Origin of the sequence: Cupriavidus basilensis, from assembly GCF_008801925.2 — a bacterium.
Lineage (GTDB): Bacteria > Pseudomonadota > Gammaproteobacteria > Burkholderiales > Burkholderiaceae > Cupriavidus > Cupriavidus basilensis.
Genome location: NZ_CP062804.1, coordinates 2,213,537 through 2,231,486 on the forward strand (window position 1 = coordinate 2,213,537; position 17,950 = coordinate 2,231,486).

A 17,950-nucleotide genomic window follows, 5' to 3' on the forward strand; every position below is an offset into this window, starting at 1 on the left:
ACGCCCCCGCGCCCGCAGCACTAGCCACAAGAACAAAGACCCGAGATCCGACACCTTATGCCCACGCTCGAAACCAAACTCAATGCGCGCTCGGAATCCTTCCGCGCCAATGCCGACGCCATGCAGGCGCTGGTCGCCGACCTCAAGGCGAAGATCGCCAAGCTGGCGCAAGGCGGCGGCGAGGAAGCCCGCGCCAAGCACCTTGGGCGCGGCAAGCTGCTGCCGCGCGAGCGTGTGCAGCAACTGCTGGATCCGGGCACACCGTTCCTGGAGCTGTCGCAGCTCGCCGCGTACGACATGTACGACAATGCGGCGCCCGGCGCAGGCATCATCACCGGCATCGGCAGCGTGGCCGGGCAGGAATGCGTGATCGTCTGCAACGACGCGACCGTCAAGGGCGGCACCTACTACCCGCTCACGGTGCGCAAGCACCTGCGCGCGCAAGAAATCGCAGAGCAGAACAACCTCCCCTGCATCTACCTGGTGGACTCGGGCGGCGCCAACCTCCCTAACCAGGACGACGTGTTCCCGGACCGCGACCACTTTGGCCGCATCTTCTACAACCAGGCCAACCTGTCCAAGCAAGGCATTCCGCAGATCGCGGTGGTGATGGGTTCGTGCACGGCCGGCGGCGCCTATGTGCCGGCCATGAGCGATGAATCGATCATCGTCAAGAACCAGGGCACCATCTTCCTGGGCGGCCCGCCGCTGGTGAAGGCCGCCACCGGCGAGGAGGTCACCGCCGAAGACCTGGGCGGCGCCGATGTGCACACGCGCCTGTCGGGCGTGGCCGATTACTTTGCGCAGAACGACGCGCATGCGCTGTCGCTGGCGCGCAATATCGTGCAGCACCTGAACCGCCGCAAGCCGGACCAGATCCGCCTGCACGAGCCGCTGCCCCCGCGCTATCCGGTGGAGGAGTTGTACGGCGTGATCCCGACCGACACGCGCAAGCCCTATGACGTGCGCGAGGTCATTGCGCGCATCGTGGACGACTCGGATTTCGACGAGTTCAAGGCGCGCTACGGCACCACGCTGGTGTGCGGCTTTGCGCGGATCTGGGGCTATCCGGTGGGCATCATCGCCAACAACGGCATCCTGTTCTCGGAGTCGGCGCTCAAGGGCGCGCACTTTATCGAACTGTGCTGCCAGCGCAAGATCCCGCTGGTGTTCCTGCAGAACATCACCGGCTTCATGGTGGGCCGCAAGTACGAGAACGAAGGCATTGCGCGCAATGGCGCCAAGATGGTGACGGCGGTGGCGACCGCGCAGGTGCCCAAGTTCACGGTGATCATCGGCGGCTCGTTTGGCGCTGGCAACTACGGCATGTGCGGGCGCGCTTACTCGCCGCGCTTCCTGTGGATGTGGCCGAACGCACGGATCTCGGTCATGGGCGGCGAGCAGGCAGCCAGCGTGCTGGCCACCGTGCGCCGCGACGGCATCGAGGCCAAGGGCGGCAGCTGGAGCGCGGAAGACGAGGACAAGTTCAAGCAACCGATCCGCGACCAGTACGAGCATCAGGGCCACCCGTATTACGCCAGCGCGCGGCTGTGGGACGACGGCGTGATCGACCCCGCGCAAACCCGCACGGTGCTGGGCCTGGGCCTGTCGGCGAGCCTCAACGCGCCCATCGGCGAGATGAAGTTCGGCGTGTTCCGCATGTGATGGCAAGCGCCCCGGATAACAGATCGCACCGCACCGTACAGGACACCAACATGGAATTCACCACGCTTACCGTCACGGCCGCGCAGCACGTGGCCACCGTCACGCTGAACCGGCCGGACGTGCGCAACGCCTTCAATGAAACCGTGATCGCCGAGCTCACCGGCGCGTTCCGCGCGCTCGGCAGCGAGCCCACGGTGCGCGCCATCGTGCTGGCTGGCAATGGCCCGGCCTTCTGCGCCGGCGCCGACCTGAACTGGATGAAGAAGATGGCCGGCTACTCGCACGACGAGAACCGGTCTGACGCGCTCAAGCTGGCGCAGATGCTGCACACCATCTGGGCCTGCCCCAAGCCGGTGATCGCGCGCATCCACGGCGACACCTATGCGGGCGGCGTGGGCCTGGTTGCCGCCTGCGACATCGCCGTGGCTGCGGAGACGGTGAATTTCTGCCTGTCGGAGGCACGCCTGGGCTTGCTGCCCGCCACCATCAGCCCCTACGTGATCCGCGCCATGGGCGAGCAGGCGGCACGCCGCTACTTCATCACGGCCGAGCGCTTCGGCGCGGCCGAGGCGCTGCGGCTGGGCTTTGTGCATGAGGTGGTGCCGGGCGACACGCTGGATGCCAAGGTGAGCGAGATCGCCGCCGCGCTGGTGGCCAACAGCCCCAATGCCGTGCGCGAGAGCAAGCGGCTGGTGCAGGAAGTGTCCGGCCGCGCCATCGACGATGCGCTGCTGGCCGACACCGCCGAGCGCATCGCCGCGATCCGCGCGTCGGACGAAGGCCGCGAAGGGGTGCGCTCCTTCCTGGAGAAGCGCTCGCCGTCCTGGCGTCCTGCCTGAGCCAAGGCACCCAGCCAATCCTGCGCATCCGCCGCGCGGCCACCGCAGCCGCGCCGCCAGAACCAGAAAACTAGGAACAGTCATGTTCAACAAGATCCTGATCGCCAATCGCGGCGAAATCGCCTGCCGCGTGGCAGCCACCTGCCGCCGCCTGGGCATCCGCACGGTAGCCGTCTACTCCGACGCCGACGCCAACGCGCGCCACGTGGCGCTGTGCGACGAGGCCGTGCATATTGGCGGCGCGGCAGCGCGCGACAGCTACCTGCGCGGCGACCACATCATCGAGATGGCCAAGGCCACCGGCGCGCAGGCCATCCATCCCGGCTACGGCTTCCTTTCCGAGAACGACGGCTTCGCGCAAGCTTGCGCCGAAGCCGGCCTCGTCTTTATCGGGCCGCCGGCATCCAGCATCCGCGCCATGGGCAGCAAGAGCGCGGCCAAGCGCCTGATGGAGGCGGCCGCGGTGCCGCTGGTGCCCGGCTACCACGGCGAGAATCAGGATGCCGCCCTGCTGCGCCGCGAAGCCGACCGCATCGGCTACCCCGTGCTGCTCAAGGCCAGCGCCGGCGGCGGCGGCAAAGGCATGCGCGTGGTGGAAGCCAGCGAAGGCTTCGAAGCCGCACTGGCGTCCGTGCAGCGCGAGGCCAGCGCCAGCTTCGGCGACGACCGCGTGCTGGTCGAAAAATACCTGACCCGCCCCCGCCATATCGAAATCCAGGTCTTTGCCGACACGCACGGCAACTGCGTCTACCTGTTCGAGCGCGACTGCTCGGTGCAGCGCCGCCACCAGAAGGTGCTGGAAGAAGCGCCGGCCCCCGGCATGAGCGAGGAACGCCGGCGCGCGATGGGCGAAGCCGCCGTTGCCGCGGCTCAGGCCGTGGGCTACGTCGGCGCCGGCACGGTGGAGTTCATCGCCAACCAGGACGGCTCGTTCTACTTCATGGAGATGAACACCCGCCTGCAGGTGGAGCACCCGGTCACCGAGATGATCACCGGGCAGGACCTGGTGGAGTGGCAGCTGCGCGTGGCCTCGGGCGAGCCGCTGCCGCTCAGGCAGGATCAGCTTCAGATCCACGGCCATGCACTGGAAGCGCGCGTCTACGCCGAAAACCCCGACAAGGGCTTCCTGCCTTCCACCGGCACGCTGCGCTACCTGCGCACACCGGCAGCGGTCACGTTCGCGCTGGGCCAGGACGGCAACGGCCCGGCTGGCGTGCGCATCGACTCCGGCGTGCGCGAGGGCGACACCATCAGCCCGTATTACGACCCCATGATCGCCAAGCTGATCGTGTGGGGCCGCGACCGCGAGGAAGCACTGGCACGCATGGCACAGGCGCTGGCCGAGTATCACGTGGTGGGCCTGTCGACCAATATCGCCTTCCTGCAGCGGCTGGTGACCTCCCAGGCGTTCCGCACGGCGGACCTCGACACCGGCCTGATCGAGCGCAACCAGTCAGCACTATTCCCGCCGCCCGCGAAGGTAGGCACCGACGCCATTGCGCTGGCCGTGGCGGCGCTGGTGGATGCACAAACCCGCGCGCGCCGCGTGGACCCGGCCGACGCGCACTCGCCCTGGCAGAACGCCGGCGCATGGCGCCTGAACGCAGACGCCACCAGCCAGTTCCGCCTGCGCACCGGCGAAGGCGAAACGCTAGCCAGCCTGCGCAGCGATGGCGGCAAGCAATGGCTGACGGTAGGCGAGCAAACCCTGCCCTTCCGCGCCACCAGCCTGGCCGGCAACCACGCGCTGGACCTGGGCGAGCGCACCGTCAAGGGCAGCACGCATCTCGACGGCGACGCGCTCTACGTATTCAGCGGCAAGCAGCAGACCCGGCTGGAAGTCATCGACCCCCTGGCCCATGCGGGCAGCGCCGATGCCGAGGGCGGCAAGCTGGTGGCGCCGATGCCGGGCCGCATCATCGCGGTAATGGTCAAGGCCGGCACGGTCATTGGCAAGGGCGATCCGCTGATCGTGATGGAAGCCATGAAAATGGAACACACCCTGACCGCGCCGGCCGACGGCGTGGTGCAGGAGGTGCTTTATGGGATCGGCGACCAGGTGCAGGATGGGGCGCAGTTGGTTACGTTGGAAGATGGGGTGGTTTGAGGGAATGCGGGATTTTTGGGGCGGGGGCGGCAGTTTGTGGCCCCGCTGACGCGGGGGTGTCTCTTGTGGGCGGGGTTTTACTGCTTCTAGCTGCTGGCGCGGCTGTACGGTGTTGGCCGTTTACGCACGTGTGAGATGTCACTTTTCTTTACTCGTAAAGAAAAGTAACCAAAAGAAAGCGATCCTTGCAGGAGGCTGGCGTGGCGTCATTGGGAGCCCCAATGGTTTCGTCGTACGGCCCCGGGTGCTGATGGACTCGTGCCGTTACCAGTTTAGACCACCACGACCTTGCTAGTGCCCAGGGTTTCGTGGTGGCCCCCACCGGTAGCCACCACCACGAATTTCAAGCCGTCTGTCGCTCGCGGGGTGACCGGCCACGAAGTTGCAAGCGTCCCGTTTTCGTCGTGGGCACGGTGGCACCGAATGGATAGGTCGAAGAACTCTTCCTGGGTGCTAATGGACTCGTGCCGTTACCAGTTTAGACCACCACGACCTTGCTAGTGCCCAGGGTTTCGTGGTGACCCCCACCGGTAGCCACCACCACGAATTTCAAGCCGTCTGTCGCTCGCGGTGCGGGCGGCCACGAAGCTGCGAGCGTCCCGTTTTCGTCGTGGGCGCGGTGGCACTGCATTGATAGCAGCAGGAATTCCTCACCGCGCCCACCCCACCACGAAACCATCACGGCGTGATATATCGTGACACTTCGCGCCGGTACCGGCAGATGGATGAATGAGCAGGGATGCCGCTACCGAGCAGCCTCACCACGAAACCAGCGCCATCCGCAGGATCGTGGCCATTCAAACCGGTAACGGCACGAGGCTATTAAAACCCGGGGCCTGACGACGAAACTACCGGGCTACGCAACCCCGACAAGCCAGCCTCCTGCAAGGATCGCTTTCTCTTGGTTACTTCTCTTTACGAGTAAAGAGAAGTGACATCTCACACGTTCTAAAACGGCCAACACCGTACAGCCGCGACAGCAGCTAGAAGCAAGAAAACCCCACCCAAAAAACGCATGCCCCCGCGCCAGCGGGGCTACAAAGCAGCAATATCGTACCCAGACCTAAACCCCTACCCCCGCCTCAACCCCTCAACAGGATCCGCCTCAAAAGCCTCCCACAGCGCATCGCGCCGCTGCAACGCCTTGATGACCGCTGGATGCCGCAATTGCGCGACCGCCGAGACCAGCGCATTGCACAGGAAGAAAGCCGCCGTATAAGAGTCGAAAGGCGACGCATTGGCCGTGCGCACCAACAGATGGTGATCCGACAGCGGCACAAGCGGCGCGGCCGGACTGTCGCAAATCGCGATCACGCGCGCAGCGCGTTCGCGGAAGGCGCGCGCGATGCTCACCGGTGCGCTGGAATACCGCCGGATACTGAAAGTCAGCAGCACATCCTCCGGCTCCACCCACAGCATGGCATCCGTGGCCGTCACCGCGCCCGCGCCCAGTTCCTGGACTTGTGGCCGGCACATATTCAGATGCAGCGCCAGCCATGCGCCCACGGGCGCGCTGTTTTTTTGCGCCAGCACGAACAGCCGGCCGCGCGGCTCGGCCAGCAGGCGCGCAATTGCCTCGAAGGCGGCCATGTCCAGCCCTTCGTGGGTGGCCGCCAGGTTGTGCTGGTCGTGCAGCAGCGCGTCGTCCACGCAAGCGCGCAGGGTGCGCTTGCCACCGATCGTGGCCGGCGCGCGCTGGCCGGCGGTGGGCAGGAGCGCCGTCACGCTGGCCCGTGCCTCGCGCTGGGCATCGCCATAGCTGGCATAGCCCAGCTTGGCGAACAGCCGCACCACCGTGGAAGCGCTCGTGCCGTGCTGGGCAGCCAGCGCGGTGGCCGATTCCAGCAGTGCATGCGGATAGTCGCGGCCCAGCGCATCGGCCAACGTGCGCTCGCGGGCTGTCAGCGTGGCCGCCTCTCGCGCAAGGCGCTCGAGCAAGGTAGCGTCACGTGAGGGAGTCTCCGGGGCATGTTTCATGGTGTTGACACGTTGCAATGCGTATTGCATGATCATATCACTTTTGCAATGCACGATTCAGCCCCACACCAAGCAAGGAGCAAGCGGTATATGGCGGACAACGCAGCGGATAGCGACATGCATGCCCAGGCGGCAAGCGGGGTGATCGATTGGCTGGGTGGCCAGCAGGCTGAAATGCAGGCGCTCCTGCAGCGCATTGTCGACATCGACAGCGGCAGCCGGCAGGAAGCCGGCGTGACGGCCGTGGCAGAGGTCCTGCGCGCGCACCTGGAGGCCGCCGGCATTGCGGTCACGCTGCATGCCGTGCCCGGCTATGGCGTGTGCCTGGATGCGCTGGTGCCTGGTGCCGGCGATGGCGCGCCCATCCTGCTGATGGGCCATATGGACACCGTGTTCCCGGCCGGCACGGCGGCGCGCCGCCCGTTCCGCGTGGAGGATGGGCTTGCCTACGGGCCCGGCGTGGCCGACATGAAATCCGGCCTGGTGATGAATGTGTTCGTGGCCGAGGCCCTGGCGCGCTGCGGCGGCAACGCCTTGCCGGTGCGCCTGTTCTTTTCCTGCGACGAGGAGATCGGTTCCGGCGCCACCCGCGAACGGATCATGGACGTGGCGCGCGGCGCGCGCGCCGTGTTCAACGCCGAGCCCGGCCGCGTCAGCGGCAACCTGGTCACAGGGCGCAAGGGGTCGATGGTGGTGGAGTTCGAGGTGGAGGGCGTGGCCGCGCACGCCGGGGTCAACCATGCCCAGGGCGCCAGCGCGATCGACGCGCTCGCACGCAAGATCCTGGCGCTGCATGCGCTGACCGACGCCGAGCAGGGCATCACCACCAATGTGGGCTGCGTGAAGGGCGGCATCGTGCCCAATATGGTGGCGCCACTGGCGCAGGCCGAGCTCGACGTGCGCTTTACCGCCGACACGGACATCGAAGCGCTGGTCGAGCAGGTGCGCGCGATCATCGAGGCCGAATCGCTGCCGCGCACCAAGGGCCGGATCACCGAGATGCGCCGCACCCGGCCGATGACCCAGACGCCCGCGGACCTGCTGGCGCTGTACCAGCGCGGCGCGCAGCACCTGGGCTTCACGGTGGACGGCGAATTCACCGGCGGCGCGGCCGATAGCGGGCTCACGTCCTCGGTCGGTACGCCCACGCTGTGCGGCACCGGCCCGGTGGGCGGCCATGCGCACACCGTGCGCGAGTACTCCGAGCTTGCCACCTTCGTGCCGCGCGCGCAGGCGGTGGCGCTGGCCATCCTCGCCCTGCGCTGAGCCGGCGCACTGCCCCCGCACCCGATTTTTAACTACCTTCAACTCACTGCCATGCCGAACGTGCCATTCTCTCGCCGCCATTTCCTGCGCACCGGCCTCAGCGTAGCCGCGCTCGCGTGTGCCGCGCCGCTGGCCGCGCAAGCGCAGGGTGCCTATCCGTCGCGCCCCATCACGCTGGTGGTGCCCTTCCCGCCCGGTGGTTCGGTGGACATCATGGCCCGCCAGTACTCGGAGCCGCTGTCGCGCATCCTCGGCGTGCCGGTGGTCGTCGACAACCGCCCGGGCGCGGGCGGCTCGGTCGCCACGCAATCCGTGGCGCGCAGCAAGCCCGATGGCTATACGCTGGTGGTGTCCTCCCAGAGCAGCCACCTGGCCAACCCGCTGACCCAGCCAAAGCTGGGCTATGACCCGATCAAGGATTTCGAGAACATCGCCATCCTGGGCCGCCAGCCCAACGCCCTGGTGGTGCATTCAAGCCTGCCGGTGCGGACTTTCGCGGAGTTCCTGGCCTACGCGAAGAAGAACCCGGGCAAGCTCGACTACGGCAGCGGCGGCGTTGGCAGCATGGGCCAGCTGAATGTGGAAATGCTCAAGGCCAGCACCGGCATCTACGCCACGCACATCCCCTATCGCGGCGGCACGCACCTGATCACGGCCGTGCTGAGCAATGAGGTCCAGTTCATCCTCGACAACCTGGTCATCATGCTGCCCTACATCAAGGAAGGAAAGGTGCGTGCGCTGGCGGTGGCTTCCGAGCAGCGCCTGCCGCAGCTGCCCGACGTGCCGACCATGGCCGAGCTGGGCTATCCGCAGCTCAACCTGAGTTCCTGGACAGGCATCGCCGCACCTGCGGGCACGCCCGAGCCGGTGGTGCAGAAGCTCTACCAGGCAGTGCGCCAGGCCGCCAGCGACCCCGCCATGCAGACGGCGCTGCGCGCGCGCGGCGTGTTCCCGCCCGAGGAGATGGCACCGGCCGCCTTTGAACGCATGATGGCCGAACGGATGGTGCGTTACGGCGAAGTGGTCCGCAAGGCCAGGATCTCCGCCGATTGAGGGCGCGGGATTGAAGGCGCGGGACAGGGGTGGACTAAGGCTTGACGGTGGCCACCCCGCCCTTGCCTTCCATGCCGCCCGTCGCCGTCGCTCCGCCCGCGCGCAGCATGTCGATGACAAGCTGCATGGCGGGCGTGGGCGGACGGCTCTTGCGCAGCACCAGCCCGTAAGGCGCAAGCCGGCCATGCAACGCGACCGGCAGCGTGGCGATCATGTTCAGGTCTTCGTAGTAGCGGGCCACCGAGGTGGGCAGCACGGCGAGCATGTCGGATTCGCGCAGCACGGACAGCGTGGTGAGGATCGACGAGGTCTCCACCGTGCTCACCGGCGGCGGCACGCGATTCTCGCGGAAGGTCTGGTCGATGATCTGGCGCATCGGGCTGGGGTGCGGCTGGATGATCCACGCGTACTCCGTCAGCGCGGCCAGCTTCAGCTTGCCGCGCTCCGCCGCCGGATGCCCCACGCGGGTGACGATCGACAGCGCCTCTTCCCCCAGTGTCTCGAACGACAACTCCTCCGACGGCCAGCCATCGGGGATGCGGCCCAGCACGATATCGATCTGGTCCTGCTGCAGCGCGTGCACCAGCACGTCGCTGGTATCGATCTGCACGATGATGTGCAAGCGCGGATGCGCTTGCTTGAGCTTGACGATCACGTGGGTGAGCAGGTCCGGCGCCGGCGCCATCACCGCGCCCACGCGCACCTTGCCTACATCGCCGGCCTGGATGGCGACAAGCTCCTCGCGCAGTTCATCCATGTCGGCAAAGACCACCCGCGCGTAGCGCATCACCGCCTTGCCCGATACCGTCGGGTCCAGCCCGCGCGCGTGGCGTGTAAAGAGCGATACGCCGAGCACGTCTTCCAGTTCCTGAAGGGATTTGGTCGCGGCCGGCTGGGTCAGGGCCAGCCCTTCGGCCGCCTGGCGCAGCGAGGGCGACTCCGAGAGCGCCAGCATCAGTTGCAGGTGCCGCATGCGAAGGCGCTTGCGGATGGATGCGCTGGATGGGATGGATGGAATGCTCACCGCGATAATCTCCGAGAATAGGCGGATCGAGATTTCCGCTATTTTACTTATCGCGAATTCTCGCACGGCGCGGGTGGCGACAAGAACGGAGCGCCGCGTCAGGCGGATGCCGCACTTCCTGCCCGCGGCGGCGCCTGCCCAAGCCTTCTTCCTGGTGGTTTCGCTTCATTTCAACGCATTTAGCCTCAGATTCCGGGCTTGCGAAGGGGTTTTCGGGCATAATGGCCGATTCCCTCCTATTGCGAAGCCGGCGTCCTGGCTTCCCCCCTTGATGCCCGGCTACCAAACCAAGCAAGAGAGCATCGCCGTGACCGGCGTCGCCGACCTGGTCATTCGCTCCTTGCTGGACAAGCAGCAGTACTCCGACCCCCTCGGCGAAGCCGAACGCATGGGCATTTCGTCCGCCATGTGGCCGCTGTTCGGGCTGCTGTGGCCGTCCGGCGCGCACCTGGCCGCGCGCATGGCGCTGCGGCCGGTGGACCCCGCCGAGCGGGTGCTGGAAATCGGCTGCGGGCTGGGGCTGGCCAGCCTGGTGGGGCACCGCAGGGGTGCCGACGTGACCGCCAGCGACTGCCATCCGATGGCCGCCGCCTTCCTCGCGGAGAACGTACGCCTGAATGACCTCGCGCCAATGAAGTACCGGCACGGGCACTGGAGCGCCGCGGAGCACGAGCAAGATGCCCCTGCTGGCGCCAACCCCTCCCCCACCGGCGTCCACGGCCATTTCGACCTGATCATCGGCAGCGACCTGCTCTACGAGCGCGATGCCAATGCCAACCTCGCCCACTTTATCGGGCGCCATGCCAGCCCCACGGTCGAGATCTGGATCATCGACCCCGACCGCGGCAACCGGCCCGCCTTCAACCGGCAGATGGCCGAGCAGGGTTTCGCGATGCGCGAGGAAAAGCTCGACCGCGTGGCCGCGCCCGGCATTGATGCCTACAAGGGCCGCCTGCTGGTCTACCGCTGGGCAGCGCCGATGCCGCCCGCGCCGCTGCTGGTCGCCGCACCCATCGCAACGATCGCCCTACACTAGCTTCAACGCGTCGGCAGGCACATCGCACACCAGCATATGCCCCGGCGCATGGGTGATGCAGAGCGGCGGACGCGCCATCATGGCCGCCGCCTGCGGCGTGACCCCACACCCCCAGAACACCGGAATCTCCCCGGCCAGGATCGCGGTCGGCTCGCCTTCGTCCGGGCGGCCGACGTCCGCGATGCCGATCGCGGCGGGGTCGCCCATATGCACCGGTGCCCCGTGCGCCCCCGGCAACCGGGCGCACACGGCCGAGGCGATGGCCGCCTCTTCCGGCGTGTAGGGCCGCATCGACACCACCATCGGCCCATGGAAGGCGCCGACGCGCGTGGTCTGGATGCTGGTGCGGTACATCGGCACGATCTTGCCTTCGTCAACGTGCCGCACGCGCAAGCCGGCGCGCTCCAGCGCGTCCTCGAACGACAGCGAACAGCCCAGCACAAAGCCCACGAAATCGTCCTGCCAGAGCGCGCTGATATCGTCGCGCTCCTCCACCAGTTCGCCATGGCGCCACACGCGGTAGCGCGGCACGTCGGTGCGCAGGTCGATATCGCTGCCGAGCATCGGCACCGCGGGGCTGCCCGCTTCGGTCATGCCGATCAGCGGGCATGGCACCGGGTTGGCCCGGCAGTACCCGAGGAAATCCCCGGCCCAGGCCTTGGGCAGGATCATCAGGTTGCCCTGCCCATGGCCGGGCGCCATACCGCTGGTATTGCCGTTGTACCGGCCACTGCGGATGCCGGCGCGGGCGCCGGCCGGCGTGGCGGCCCAACCGGGGGCGAGCCCGGCCGCGGCGTGGATGCTTCTTTCCATCTCCATGCTCCGGTTGCGGTCCGTCGTCAGTCGAGGGCCTGGCGGGCGGTTTCCTTCACGCCCAGCAGGGCCAGCAGGCTGACTGCCGCGCCACCCATGAGCAAGTAGGCCGGGCTGAGCAGGTTGCCGGTGCTGCCGATCAGCGCGGTGGCCACATAGGGCGTGAGCCCGCCGCCGAGGATGGCGCCGATGTTGAAGCTGAACGCCATGCCGGTGTAGCGCACGCGGGTCGGGAACTGCTCGGCATAGGTCGGGTAGCCGACGGACTGCACGATGGGCATGGGCAGCGCGACCACCATCATGGCGAGGAAGGCCAGGCCGATGCTGTGGTTGTCCATCAGCATCATCATCGGCAATACCAGCACCATGTAGGCGCAAAAGCCGATGGCAAGCACCTTGCGCCGGCCGAGCCGGTCGGACAGCCCGCCCCACAGCGGCATCAGCATGGCCATGGTCAGGCTGACGAAGGCCATGATCCAGTACACCGTTGCCTTGTCGTACTTGAGATAGGTGGTCATGTAGATGTTCATGAACACCAGCCCCACCCAGTAGCCCACGTTCTGGCCAAAGGACAGCAGCACCACTTTGACCACCGCGGGCATGTGCGCGGTGAAGACTTCCTTGAGCGGCGCCTTGGGCGGCTCGCTGTGTTCCTGGAACTGCTTGAAGGCCACGGACTCTTCCACGCGCTTGCGCACCATCGACGAGATCACCACCATCGGGATCGCCATCAGGAACGGAATGCGCCAGCCCCACGCCTGCATTTGCGCGGGCTCCAGCAAGCCGGTGGTGATGCCGCACACGGTCGCGGCCAGCGCGCCGCCCACGGCCACGCCCACCGGCGTGAAGGCACCATAGAAGCCGCGCTTGCCCTTGGGCGCGGACTCGGCCACATAGGCGGCCGCGCCGGTGACTTCGCCGCCGGCGAAGAAGCCCTGCGCCAGGCGAATCGCCAACAGCAGCAGCGGCGCGACGATGCCCGCGCTGGCGGCCACCGGCAGCAGGCCGATGATGCCGGTGGCAATGCCCATGCCGATCACGGTGACCAGCAGCACGGCACGGCGGCCAACGCGGTCGCCCAGGCGCCCAAGCACGATGCCGCCGATCGGGCGCATCAGGAAGGCGCTGCCGAACACGGCCAGGATGGCCAGCAGCGAAGCCGTGGCGCTGTCGCTAGGGAAGAACAGCGGGCCGATGGTAGAGGCCATATAGCCGTACACGCCGAACTCGTAATACTCGATGGCGGTACCGGCGGCGGCGGCCATGGCGGCTTTGCGGGCGACGGCATTGCCGGTTGCCGGCGCCGTGGCAGGGGTGGATGCCGGCACCGTGTCGGGCATCGGCAGGGATGAGGTGGGGGCGTTGGACATATTGTCAGTTTCCAGGATGCAACGGGGTAGAAAATCCAGTCCAGGCGTGGTGAAACCCCTGGATGAACCAGCGCTGAAGCACGAATACCTGCCGCGATGGCCGTCCTGTGCCTGAAACCTGCTGGCGCACAGAGCGGGCTCGCGTCTTGTTTTTATTTCCGGAGAGCTAACCACTTGCCGGGAATCACGGGCCTTAAATGGCCACCGGGATGCATGCTTCATCGATTACACCGGATACTTTGCAACAAGTATGCCAGCGGCTATTTCGTTAAAAACACGGAATTCCGGGCGTTATGATTCCTGACTAAAAAAAGCCATCTGACTCGGGGATTCAATGCGCCCCGCCGCACCACAACAATGAACCTCTCGTCCCGCCTGGGGCATGGAACGCACCGAAACCGACATCGTTCGCAGCCGGCTGGTGATTAACCTCCCAACCCACGGGATCATTGAGAAAAAGCCAGGCCGTGCGGCCCGGCCGACGCCACAAAATCAATGTCAGCGGCGGATTTACAGCTTTATCAATCGCGCGCTTTCAAGCGACAGGAATAAAAATTCCCAATACCTGCCCTTCTTCCACCACTTCACCCTCGGCCACGCAATACGATTCGATATAACCGGCCGATCCGGCCTCAAGCGGTATTTCCATTTTCATGGATTCGATAATCAGCAGCGTGGCATCCTTTACCTGCATCTCGCCGGGCTGCGCCACGCGCTTCCAGAGGGTGCCGGCGGTGTCTGCCACGATGGATATGGGGGATTTTGTGTGGGGCATATTCTATTTTTCCGTAACTATCGTGATTGCGGTGCGCGCACCGTGATGCCCTCTGCCTCCAGCGCGGCGCGGATGCGGCGGGCAAACCCCGCCGCGCCTGGCTGGTCGCCGTGGATGCAAAGCGTGTCCGCCCGGACCGGCACATCCACGCCGCCGAGCGAGCGCACCACACCGTCGCGCACCATGCGCAATACCTGCGCGATGGACGCGTCCACGTCGGTGATCATGGCGGCGGGATGGCTGCGCGGGGTCAGCGAGCCATCGTCCTGATACGTGCGATCGGCAAAGACTTCCTGCGCCACCGCGAGCCCGGTCTCGCGCGCGGCCGTGACCAGCGCGGAGCCGGCCAGGCCGTAGAACACCAGCGACGGATCCACATCGCGCACCGCCTCGCACAAGGCGCGCGCCATGACGCCATCGCGCGCGGCCTGGTTGTACAGCGCGCCGTGCGGCTTCACATGCGCGAGCCGGCTGCCGGCCGCGGCGGCAAACGCCTGCAGGGCGCCAACCTGGTAGACCGTGATGTTGTAGATCTCCTCGCGGCCAAGCTGCATGGCGCGCCGTCCAAAGCCTTGCAGATCCGGAAAGCCCGGATGCGCGCCGAGCGAGACCCCGAGCGCAATGGCGGCGCGCACGGTGGCTGCCATGGTCTGCGCATCACCCGCGTGAAAACCGCAGGCAATGTTGGCGGAGGTGACATGCGGCAGCACGGCCGCATCGTCGCCAAGGCGGTAGATGCCAAAGCTCTCGCCCATATCGCTGTTGAAATCGATCTCAGCCATGCGCGTGCTCCCCTGCCGTTGCCGTATCCATGGCGTCGAATACCGCGTCCTGCAGCATGGCAAGGCGCTGGGCTTCGCGCAGATCGATCAAGGCAAAGCGCACCGCCTCGCCCGGCATCTTTTGCGCCAGGCGCGGCAGGTCCACCGCGCACACATGGGCAATCTTGGGATAGCCGCCGGTGGTCTGGCGGTCCGCCATCAGCACGATGGGCTGACCGTCGGGCGGCACCTGGATCGTGCCGAAGGCCACCGCCTCGGACAGCATCTCGGCAGGCGCCGCCAGCGCGAGCGGCGAGCCCTCCAGGCGATAACCCATGCGGTCGGATTGCGCGCCAATGCGAAACGGCTCGCTGACCAGCGCGTGCCTGGCGGCGTCGGTAAAGCGCGCCCATTCGCGCCCGGCGACGATGCGCAGGGGCTGATCGGGCGCGGTGAGGACATCGGCTGGAAACACCGGAAGCGCCGGAGACGCCGGGGAACCGGCATCGCGGACCGGTGCGGGCACGCCGCCACGCAAGGCAATGTGCTCGCCCTTGCGCAACGGCTTGCCCGCCGCGCCGCCATAGCCGCCGCGCACAAAGGTGCTGCAACTGCCCATGACCGGCGTCAGCGCAAAGCCGCCCTGCGCCGCAAGGTAAGCGCGCAAGCCGCTGCGGCGCTTGCCGAAGGCCAGCACCGCGCCTGCGGCGACGGGCACCGCACGGTCCATCGGCATGGGCGCGCCGTCCAGCGTGGCATCCAGATCCGCGCCGCACACGGCGATCACGGCCGGCACATGGAACCGCAGCGTGGGGCCCATCAGCGTGATCTCCAGCGTGGCTTGCGCCGCGGCGTTGCCGGCCAGCGCGTTCGCCAGCCGGTGGGCTCGCTCGTCCATGGCGCCATTGGCCGGCACGCCGAGTTGCTGGTAGCCGTTGCGGCCGAGATCCTGGAAGGTGCTCAACGCACCGGGCTTGATGACTTCGATGCTCATGGTTGCACGCCTCCGCCCGCCAGCATGGATGCAAATACGTCGGAAGAGATCGGCACGAAGCGCACACGATCGCCGGCGGCCAGCAGGCACGGCGACGCGCGATGCGGGTCGAACAGCGCCACGGGCGTACGCCCGATCAGGTTCCAGCCGCCCGGCAAGGTCATGGGATAGATCACGGTCTGCCGATTGGCCAGGCCAATCGAGCCCGCCGCCACCGCGGTACGCGGCGTGCTGCGGCGCGGCGGCGAAAGGCGCTCGTCGAAGCGGCCCACATAGGGATGCCCCGGCGCGAAGCCCAGCATCAGCACATCCACCGGCTCGGCGCTATGCAGCGCGATGACCTGCTCGGGCGACAGGCCACAGGTGGCTGCCACATCGTCCAGGTCGGGGCCGTGCTCGCCGCCATAGCAGACGGGAATATCGATCACCAGCGGCGCGCCCGCGTTTGACGACAGCCCTTCGCGCAGGAGTTCGCCGATCATGGCCGAGAGCGCCTCGAACGGGGCGCTGGTCCCCGTCGCGCGGGCCACGGCAATGGGCTGGTAGTGCACGCCCACGGTCGTCAGGGCGGGCACGATGTCGGTCACGCCGGGCAAGGCCGCAGCGGCGATCCGCACCGCTGCCGCGCAGGCTTGGCGATTGATGGCGATATCCGCCACCGTGCCGAACTCGACAATCAGGCAGCGATCGCCGGACGGCGCGATCCGCCAGGATGCTTGCGTGGCCGGTGCGGCCGGTGCGGCGTGTTGCGTGTCCTGCGCGATCATGCCCGCACCTCCACGGCAAATGGCGCGGGCACCGCCACCGGCGCGGCGGACTCGCCCACCAGCACCGCCAGTTCGCGCTCCACAAAACCGGTATCGACGCAGCCGGCACGGAAGTCCGCATGGTCCAGCACGCGGCCAAGGAACACGGCGTTGTGCCGGATGCCTTCGATCTCGGTTGCACCGAGCGCCGCCTGCATGGTGGCGATGGCGGCTTCGCGGTCGGTGCCATAGGCAATCAGCTTGGCGATCATCGGATCGTAGAACGGCGTAATGGCATCGCCCTCGCGCACCCCGGTGTCCACGCGCAGCCCGGCCATGCCCGCCGGAAGGCAAAAGCGCGCCAGCTTCCCCGGCGATGGCATGAAATGGCGCGCCGGGTTCTCGGCATATAGCCGGCACTCGATGGCCGCGCCTGCCCGCCGGATATCATGCTGCGCGCTGGGTGCGAGCGTGCCGGCGGCGAGCCGGATCTGCGCCTGCACCAGGTCCCAGCCGGTGATGGCCTCGGTCACGCCATGTTCCACCTGGATGCGCGTGTTCATCTCCAGGAAGAAGTACTCGCCGCTGTCCGCGTCGAGGATGAACTCGACCGTGCCCGCGCCGCTGTAGCGCTGGTGCGCGGCCAGCGCCACCGCCGCCGCGCTCATGCTGGCCAGCACGGCGGCCGGCACATTGGGCGCCGGGCTTTCTTCAATGATCTTCTGGAAGCGGCGCTGCACCGAGCATTCGCGCTCGAACAGGTGCACCGCCGTGCCGTCACCAAAGCCAAACACCTGCACCTCGATATGCCGGGCGCGCGGCACGTAGCGCTCCAGGTAGATGCTGGCGTCGCCAAAGGCCTTCAGGGCCAGCGCCTGGGTGGACGCCACCGTGGCCGCCAGCGTGTCTGGCCCGTCGACGCGCTTCATGCCGATGCCGCCACCACCGCCGGCGGCTTTGACCAGCACGGGATAGCCAACGCGCTGGGCCTCGGCGTGCAAGCGCGACAGGTCATCAGGCAGGAAGCGGATACTGCCAGGCAGCACCGGCACGCCGCACGCGGCGGCGATATCGCGGGCGCGGTTCTTGTCGCCCATGTTCTCGATCGACTCGACGCACGGACCGATCCACTGCATGCCTTGCGCTTGCGCCGCACGGGCAAACGCGGTGTTCTCGGAGAGGAAGCCATAGCCTGGGTGCACGCCATCGGCGCCATGCGCCGTGCCCGCGGCGAGCACCGCTTCCACATTCAGGTAGCTCTGCGCCGCCGGCGCGGGACCTACCGCGACGGCAACGTCGGCCATCTCGCAGTGCAACGCGCCGGCATCGGCGGCGGAATGCACGGCGACGGTTTCCATGCCGAGCGCCTGCGCGGCGCGGATGATGCGGCAGGCAATCTCGCCACGGTTGGCAACCAGGATTCTTCGCATATCGACTAACTCTTGCAGCTACTGCGTGGGGGCGATGCATGCGGGGCGGGCAAGCCCTGCCCCGCATGCGGCGGCCGGCCTTGTGGCCGGTCTC

At 67.2% G+C, this 17,950-nt stretch carries 15 protein-coding genes; 6 read left to right on the forward strand and 9 right to left on the reverse strand.

Annotated features, from left to right (window positions below):
• Positions 1-57: 57 nt before the first annotated feature.
• From F7R26_RS30785 to F7R26_RS30795, 3 genes are all read left to right on the forward strand, one after another.
• A complete protein-coding gene (locus tag F7R26_RS30785) occupies positions 58-1,665 on the forward strand; it encodes a carboxyl transferase domain-containing protein (protein WP_150992774.1) in 1,608 nt (535 codons plus the stop codon).
• A 50-nt stretch (positions 1,666-1,715) separates the two neighbouring features.
• Positions 1,716-2,504, forward strand: a complete 789-nt coding sequence (locus tag F7R26_RS30790) for an enoyl-CoA hydratase/isomerase family protein (RefSeq protein ID WP_150992776.1) — start codon at positions 1,716-1,718, stop codon at positions 2,502-2,504.
• An 82-nt stretch (positions 2,505-2,586) separates the two neighbouring features.
• On the forward strand, positions 2,587-4,611 hold the full coding sequence (locus tag F7R26_RS30795) for an acetyl/propionyl/methylcrotonyl-CoA carboxylase subunit alpha (protein WP_193692185.1): 2,025 nt from the start codon (positions 2,587-2,589) through the stop codon (positions 4,609-4,611).
• Between the two features lie 1,071 nt (positions 4,612-5,682).
• Here the strand turns inward: F7R26_RS30795 and F7R26_RS30800 are convergent.
• Entirely contained in the window at positions 5,683-6,588 is a 906-nt protein-coding gene (locus tag F7R26_RS30800; RefSeq protein ID WP_150986215.1) for a MurR/RpiR family transcriptional regulator, read from the reverse strand.
• Between the two features lie 90 nt (positions 6,589-6,678).
• On the opposite strand from F7R26_RS30800, the gene F7R26_RS30805 reads away from it, so the two are divergent.
• Both F7R26_RS30805 and F7R26_RS30810 read left to right on the forward strand, forming a co-directional pair.
• Positions 6,679-7,854: a M20 family metallopeptidase gene (locus F7R26_RS30805; protein ID WP_241754594.1), complete on the forward strand. Its 1,176-nt coding sequence runs from the start codon at positions 6,679-6,681 to the stop codon at positions 7,852-7,854.
• Between the two features lie 51 nt (positions 7,855-7,905).
• The gene (locus F7R26_RS30810; protein ID WP_150986193.1) at positions 7,906-8,907 is read left to right on the forward strand and encodes a Bug family tripartite tricarboxylate transporter substrate binding protein; all 1,002 of its coding nucleotides are present in this window, start codon (positions 7,906-7,908) and stop codon (positions 8,905-8,907) included.
• A 34-nt stretch (positions 8,908-8,941) separates the two neighbouring features.
• On the opposite strand, the gene F7R26_RS30815 is transcribed toward F7R26_RS30810, so the two are convergent.
• Positions 8,942-9,880: a LysR family transcriptional regulator gene (locus F7R26_RS30815; RefSeq protein ID WP_150986213.1), complete on the reverse strand. Its 939-nt coding sequence runs from the start codon at positions 9,878-9,880 to the stop codon at positions 8,942-8,944.
• 322 nt (positions 9,881-10,202) lie between these two features.
• On the opposite strand from F7R26_RS30815, the gene F7R26_RS30820 reads away from it, so the two are divergent.
• Complete coding sequence (locus F7R26_RS30820) at positions 10,203-10,967, forward strand: class I SAM-dependent methyltransferase (protein WP_150986192.1); 765 nt, start codon at positions 10,203-10,205, stop codon at positions 10,965-10,967.
• On the opposite strand, the gene F7R26_RS30825 is transcribed toward F7R26_RS30820, so the two are convergent.
• From F7R26_RS30825 to F7R26_RS30855, 7 genes are all read right to left on the reverse strand, one after another.
• Complete coding sequence (locus F7R26_RS30825) at positions 10,959-11,786, reverse strand: putative hydro-lyase (RefSeq protein WP_206702534.1); 828 nt, start codon at positions 11,784-11,786, stop codon at positions 10,959-10,961. The genes F7R26_RS30820 and F7R26_RS30825 overlap by 9 nt on opposite strands.
• Before the next feature lie 20 nt (positions 11,787-11,806).
• Positions 11,807-13,150, reverse strand: a complete 1,344-nt coding sequence (locus F7R26_RS30830) for an MFS transporter (RefSeq protein WP_150986190.1) — start codon at positions 13,148-13,150, stop codon at positions 11,807-11,809.
• A gap of 535 nt (positions 13,151-13,685) precedes the next feature.
• Positions 13,686-13,925 carry an acyl-CoA carboxylase biotin carboxyl carrier protein subunit gene (locus F7R26_RS30835; protein WP_150986189.1) on the reverse strand — a complete coding sequence of 80 codons (240 nt, stop codon included), beginning with the start codon at positions 13,923-13,925 and terminating at the stop codon, positions 13,686-13,688.
• Positions 13,926-13,942: 17 nt separating this feature from the next.
• Positions 13,943-14,707 (reverse strand): LamB/YcsF family protein, encoded by a 765-nt coding sequence (locus F7R26_RS30840; RefSeq protein ID WP_150986188.1) that lies wholly within the window; start codon positions 14,705-14,707, stop codon positions 13,943-13,945.
• On the reverse strand, positions 14,700-15,680 hold the full coding sequence (locus F7R26_RS30845; protein ID WP_150986187.1) for a 5-oxoprolinase subunit C family protein: 981 nt from the start codon (positions 15,678-15,680) through the stop codon (positions 14,700-14,702). Before F7R26_RS30845 ends, F7R26_RS30840 begins: the two co-directional genes overlap by 8 nt.
• A complete protein-coding gene (pxpB, locus tag F7R26_RS30850) occupies positions 15,677-16,447 on the reverse strand; it encodes a 5-oxoprolinase subunit PxpB (RefSeq protein WP_150986186.1) in 771 nt (256 codons plus the stop codon). Before pxpB ends, F7R26_RS30845 begins: the two co-directional genes overlap by 4 nt.
• Complete coding sequence (locus tag F7R26_RS30855; RefSeq protein ID WP_150986185.1) at positions 16,444-17,856, reverse strand: acetyl-CoA carboxylase biotin carboxylase subunit; 1,413 nt, start codon at positions 17,854-17,856, stop codon at positions 16,444-16,446. The genes pxpB and F7R26_RS30855 overlap by 4 nt, the downstream gene beginning before the upstream one ends.
• Between the last annotated feature and the right edge of the window lie 94 nt (positions 17,857-17,950).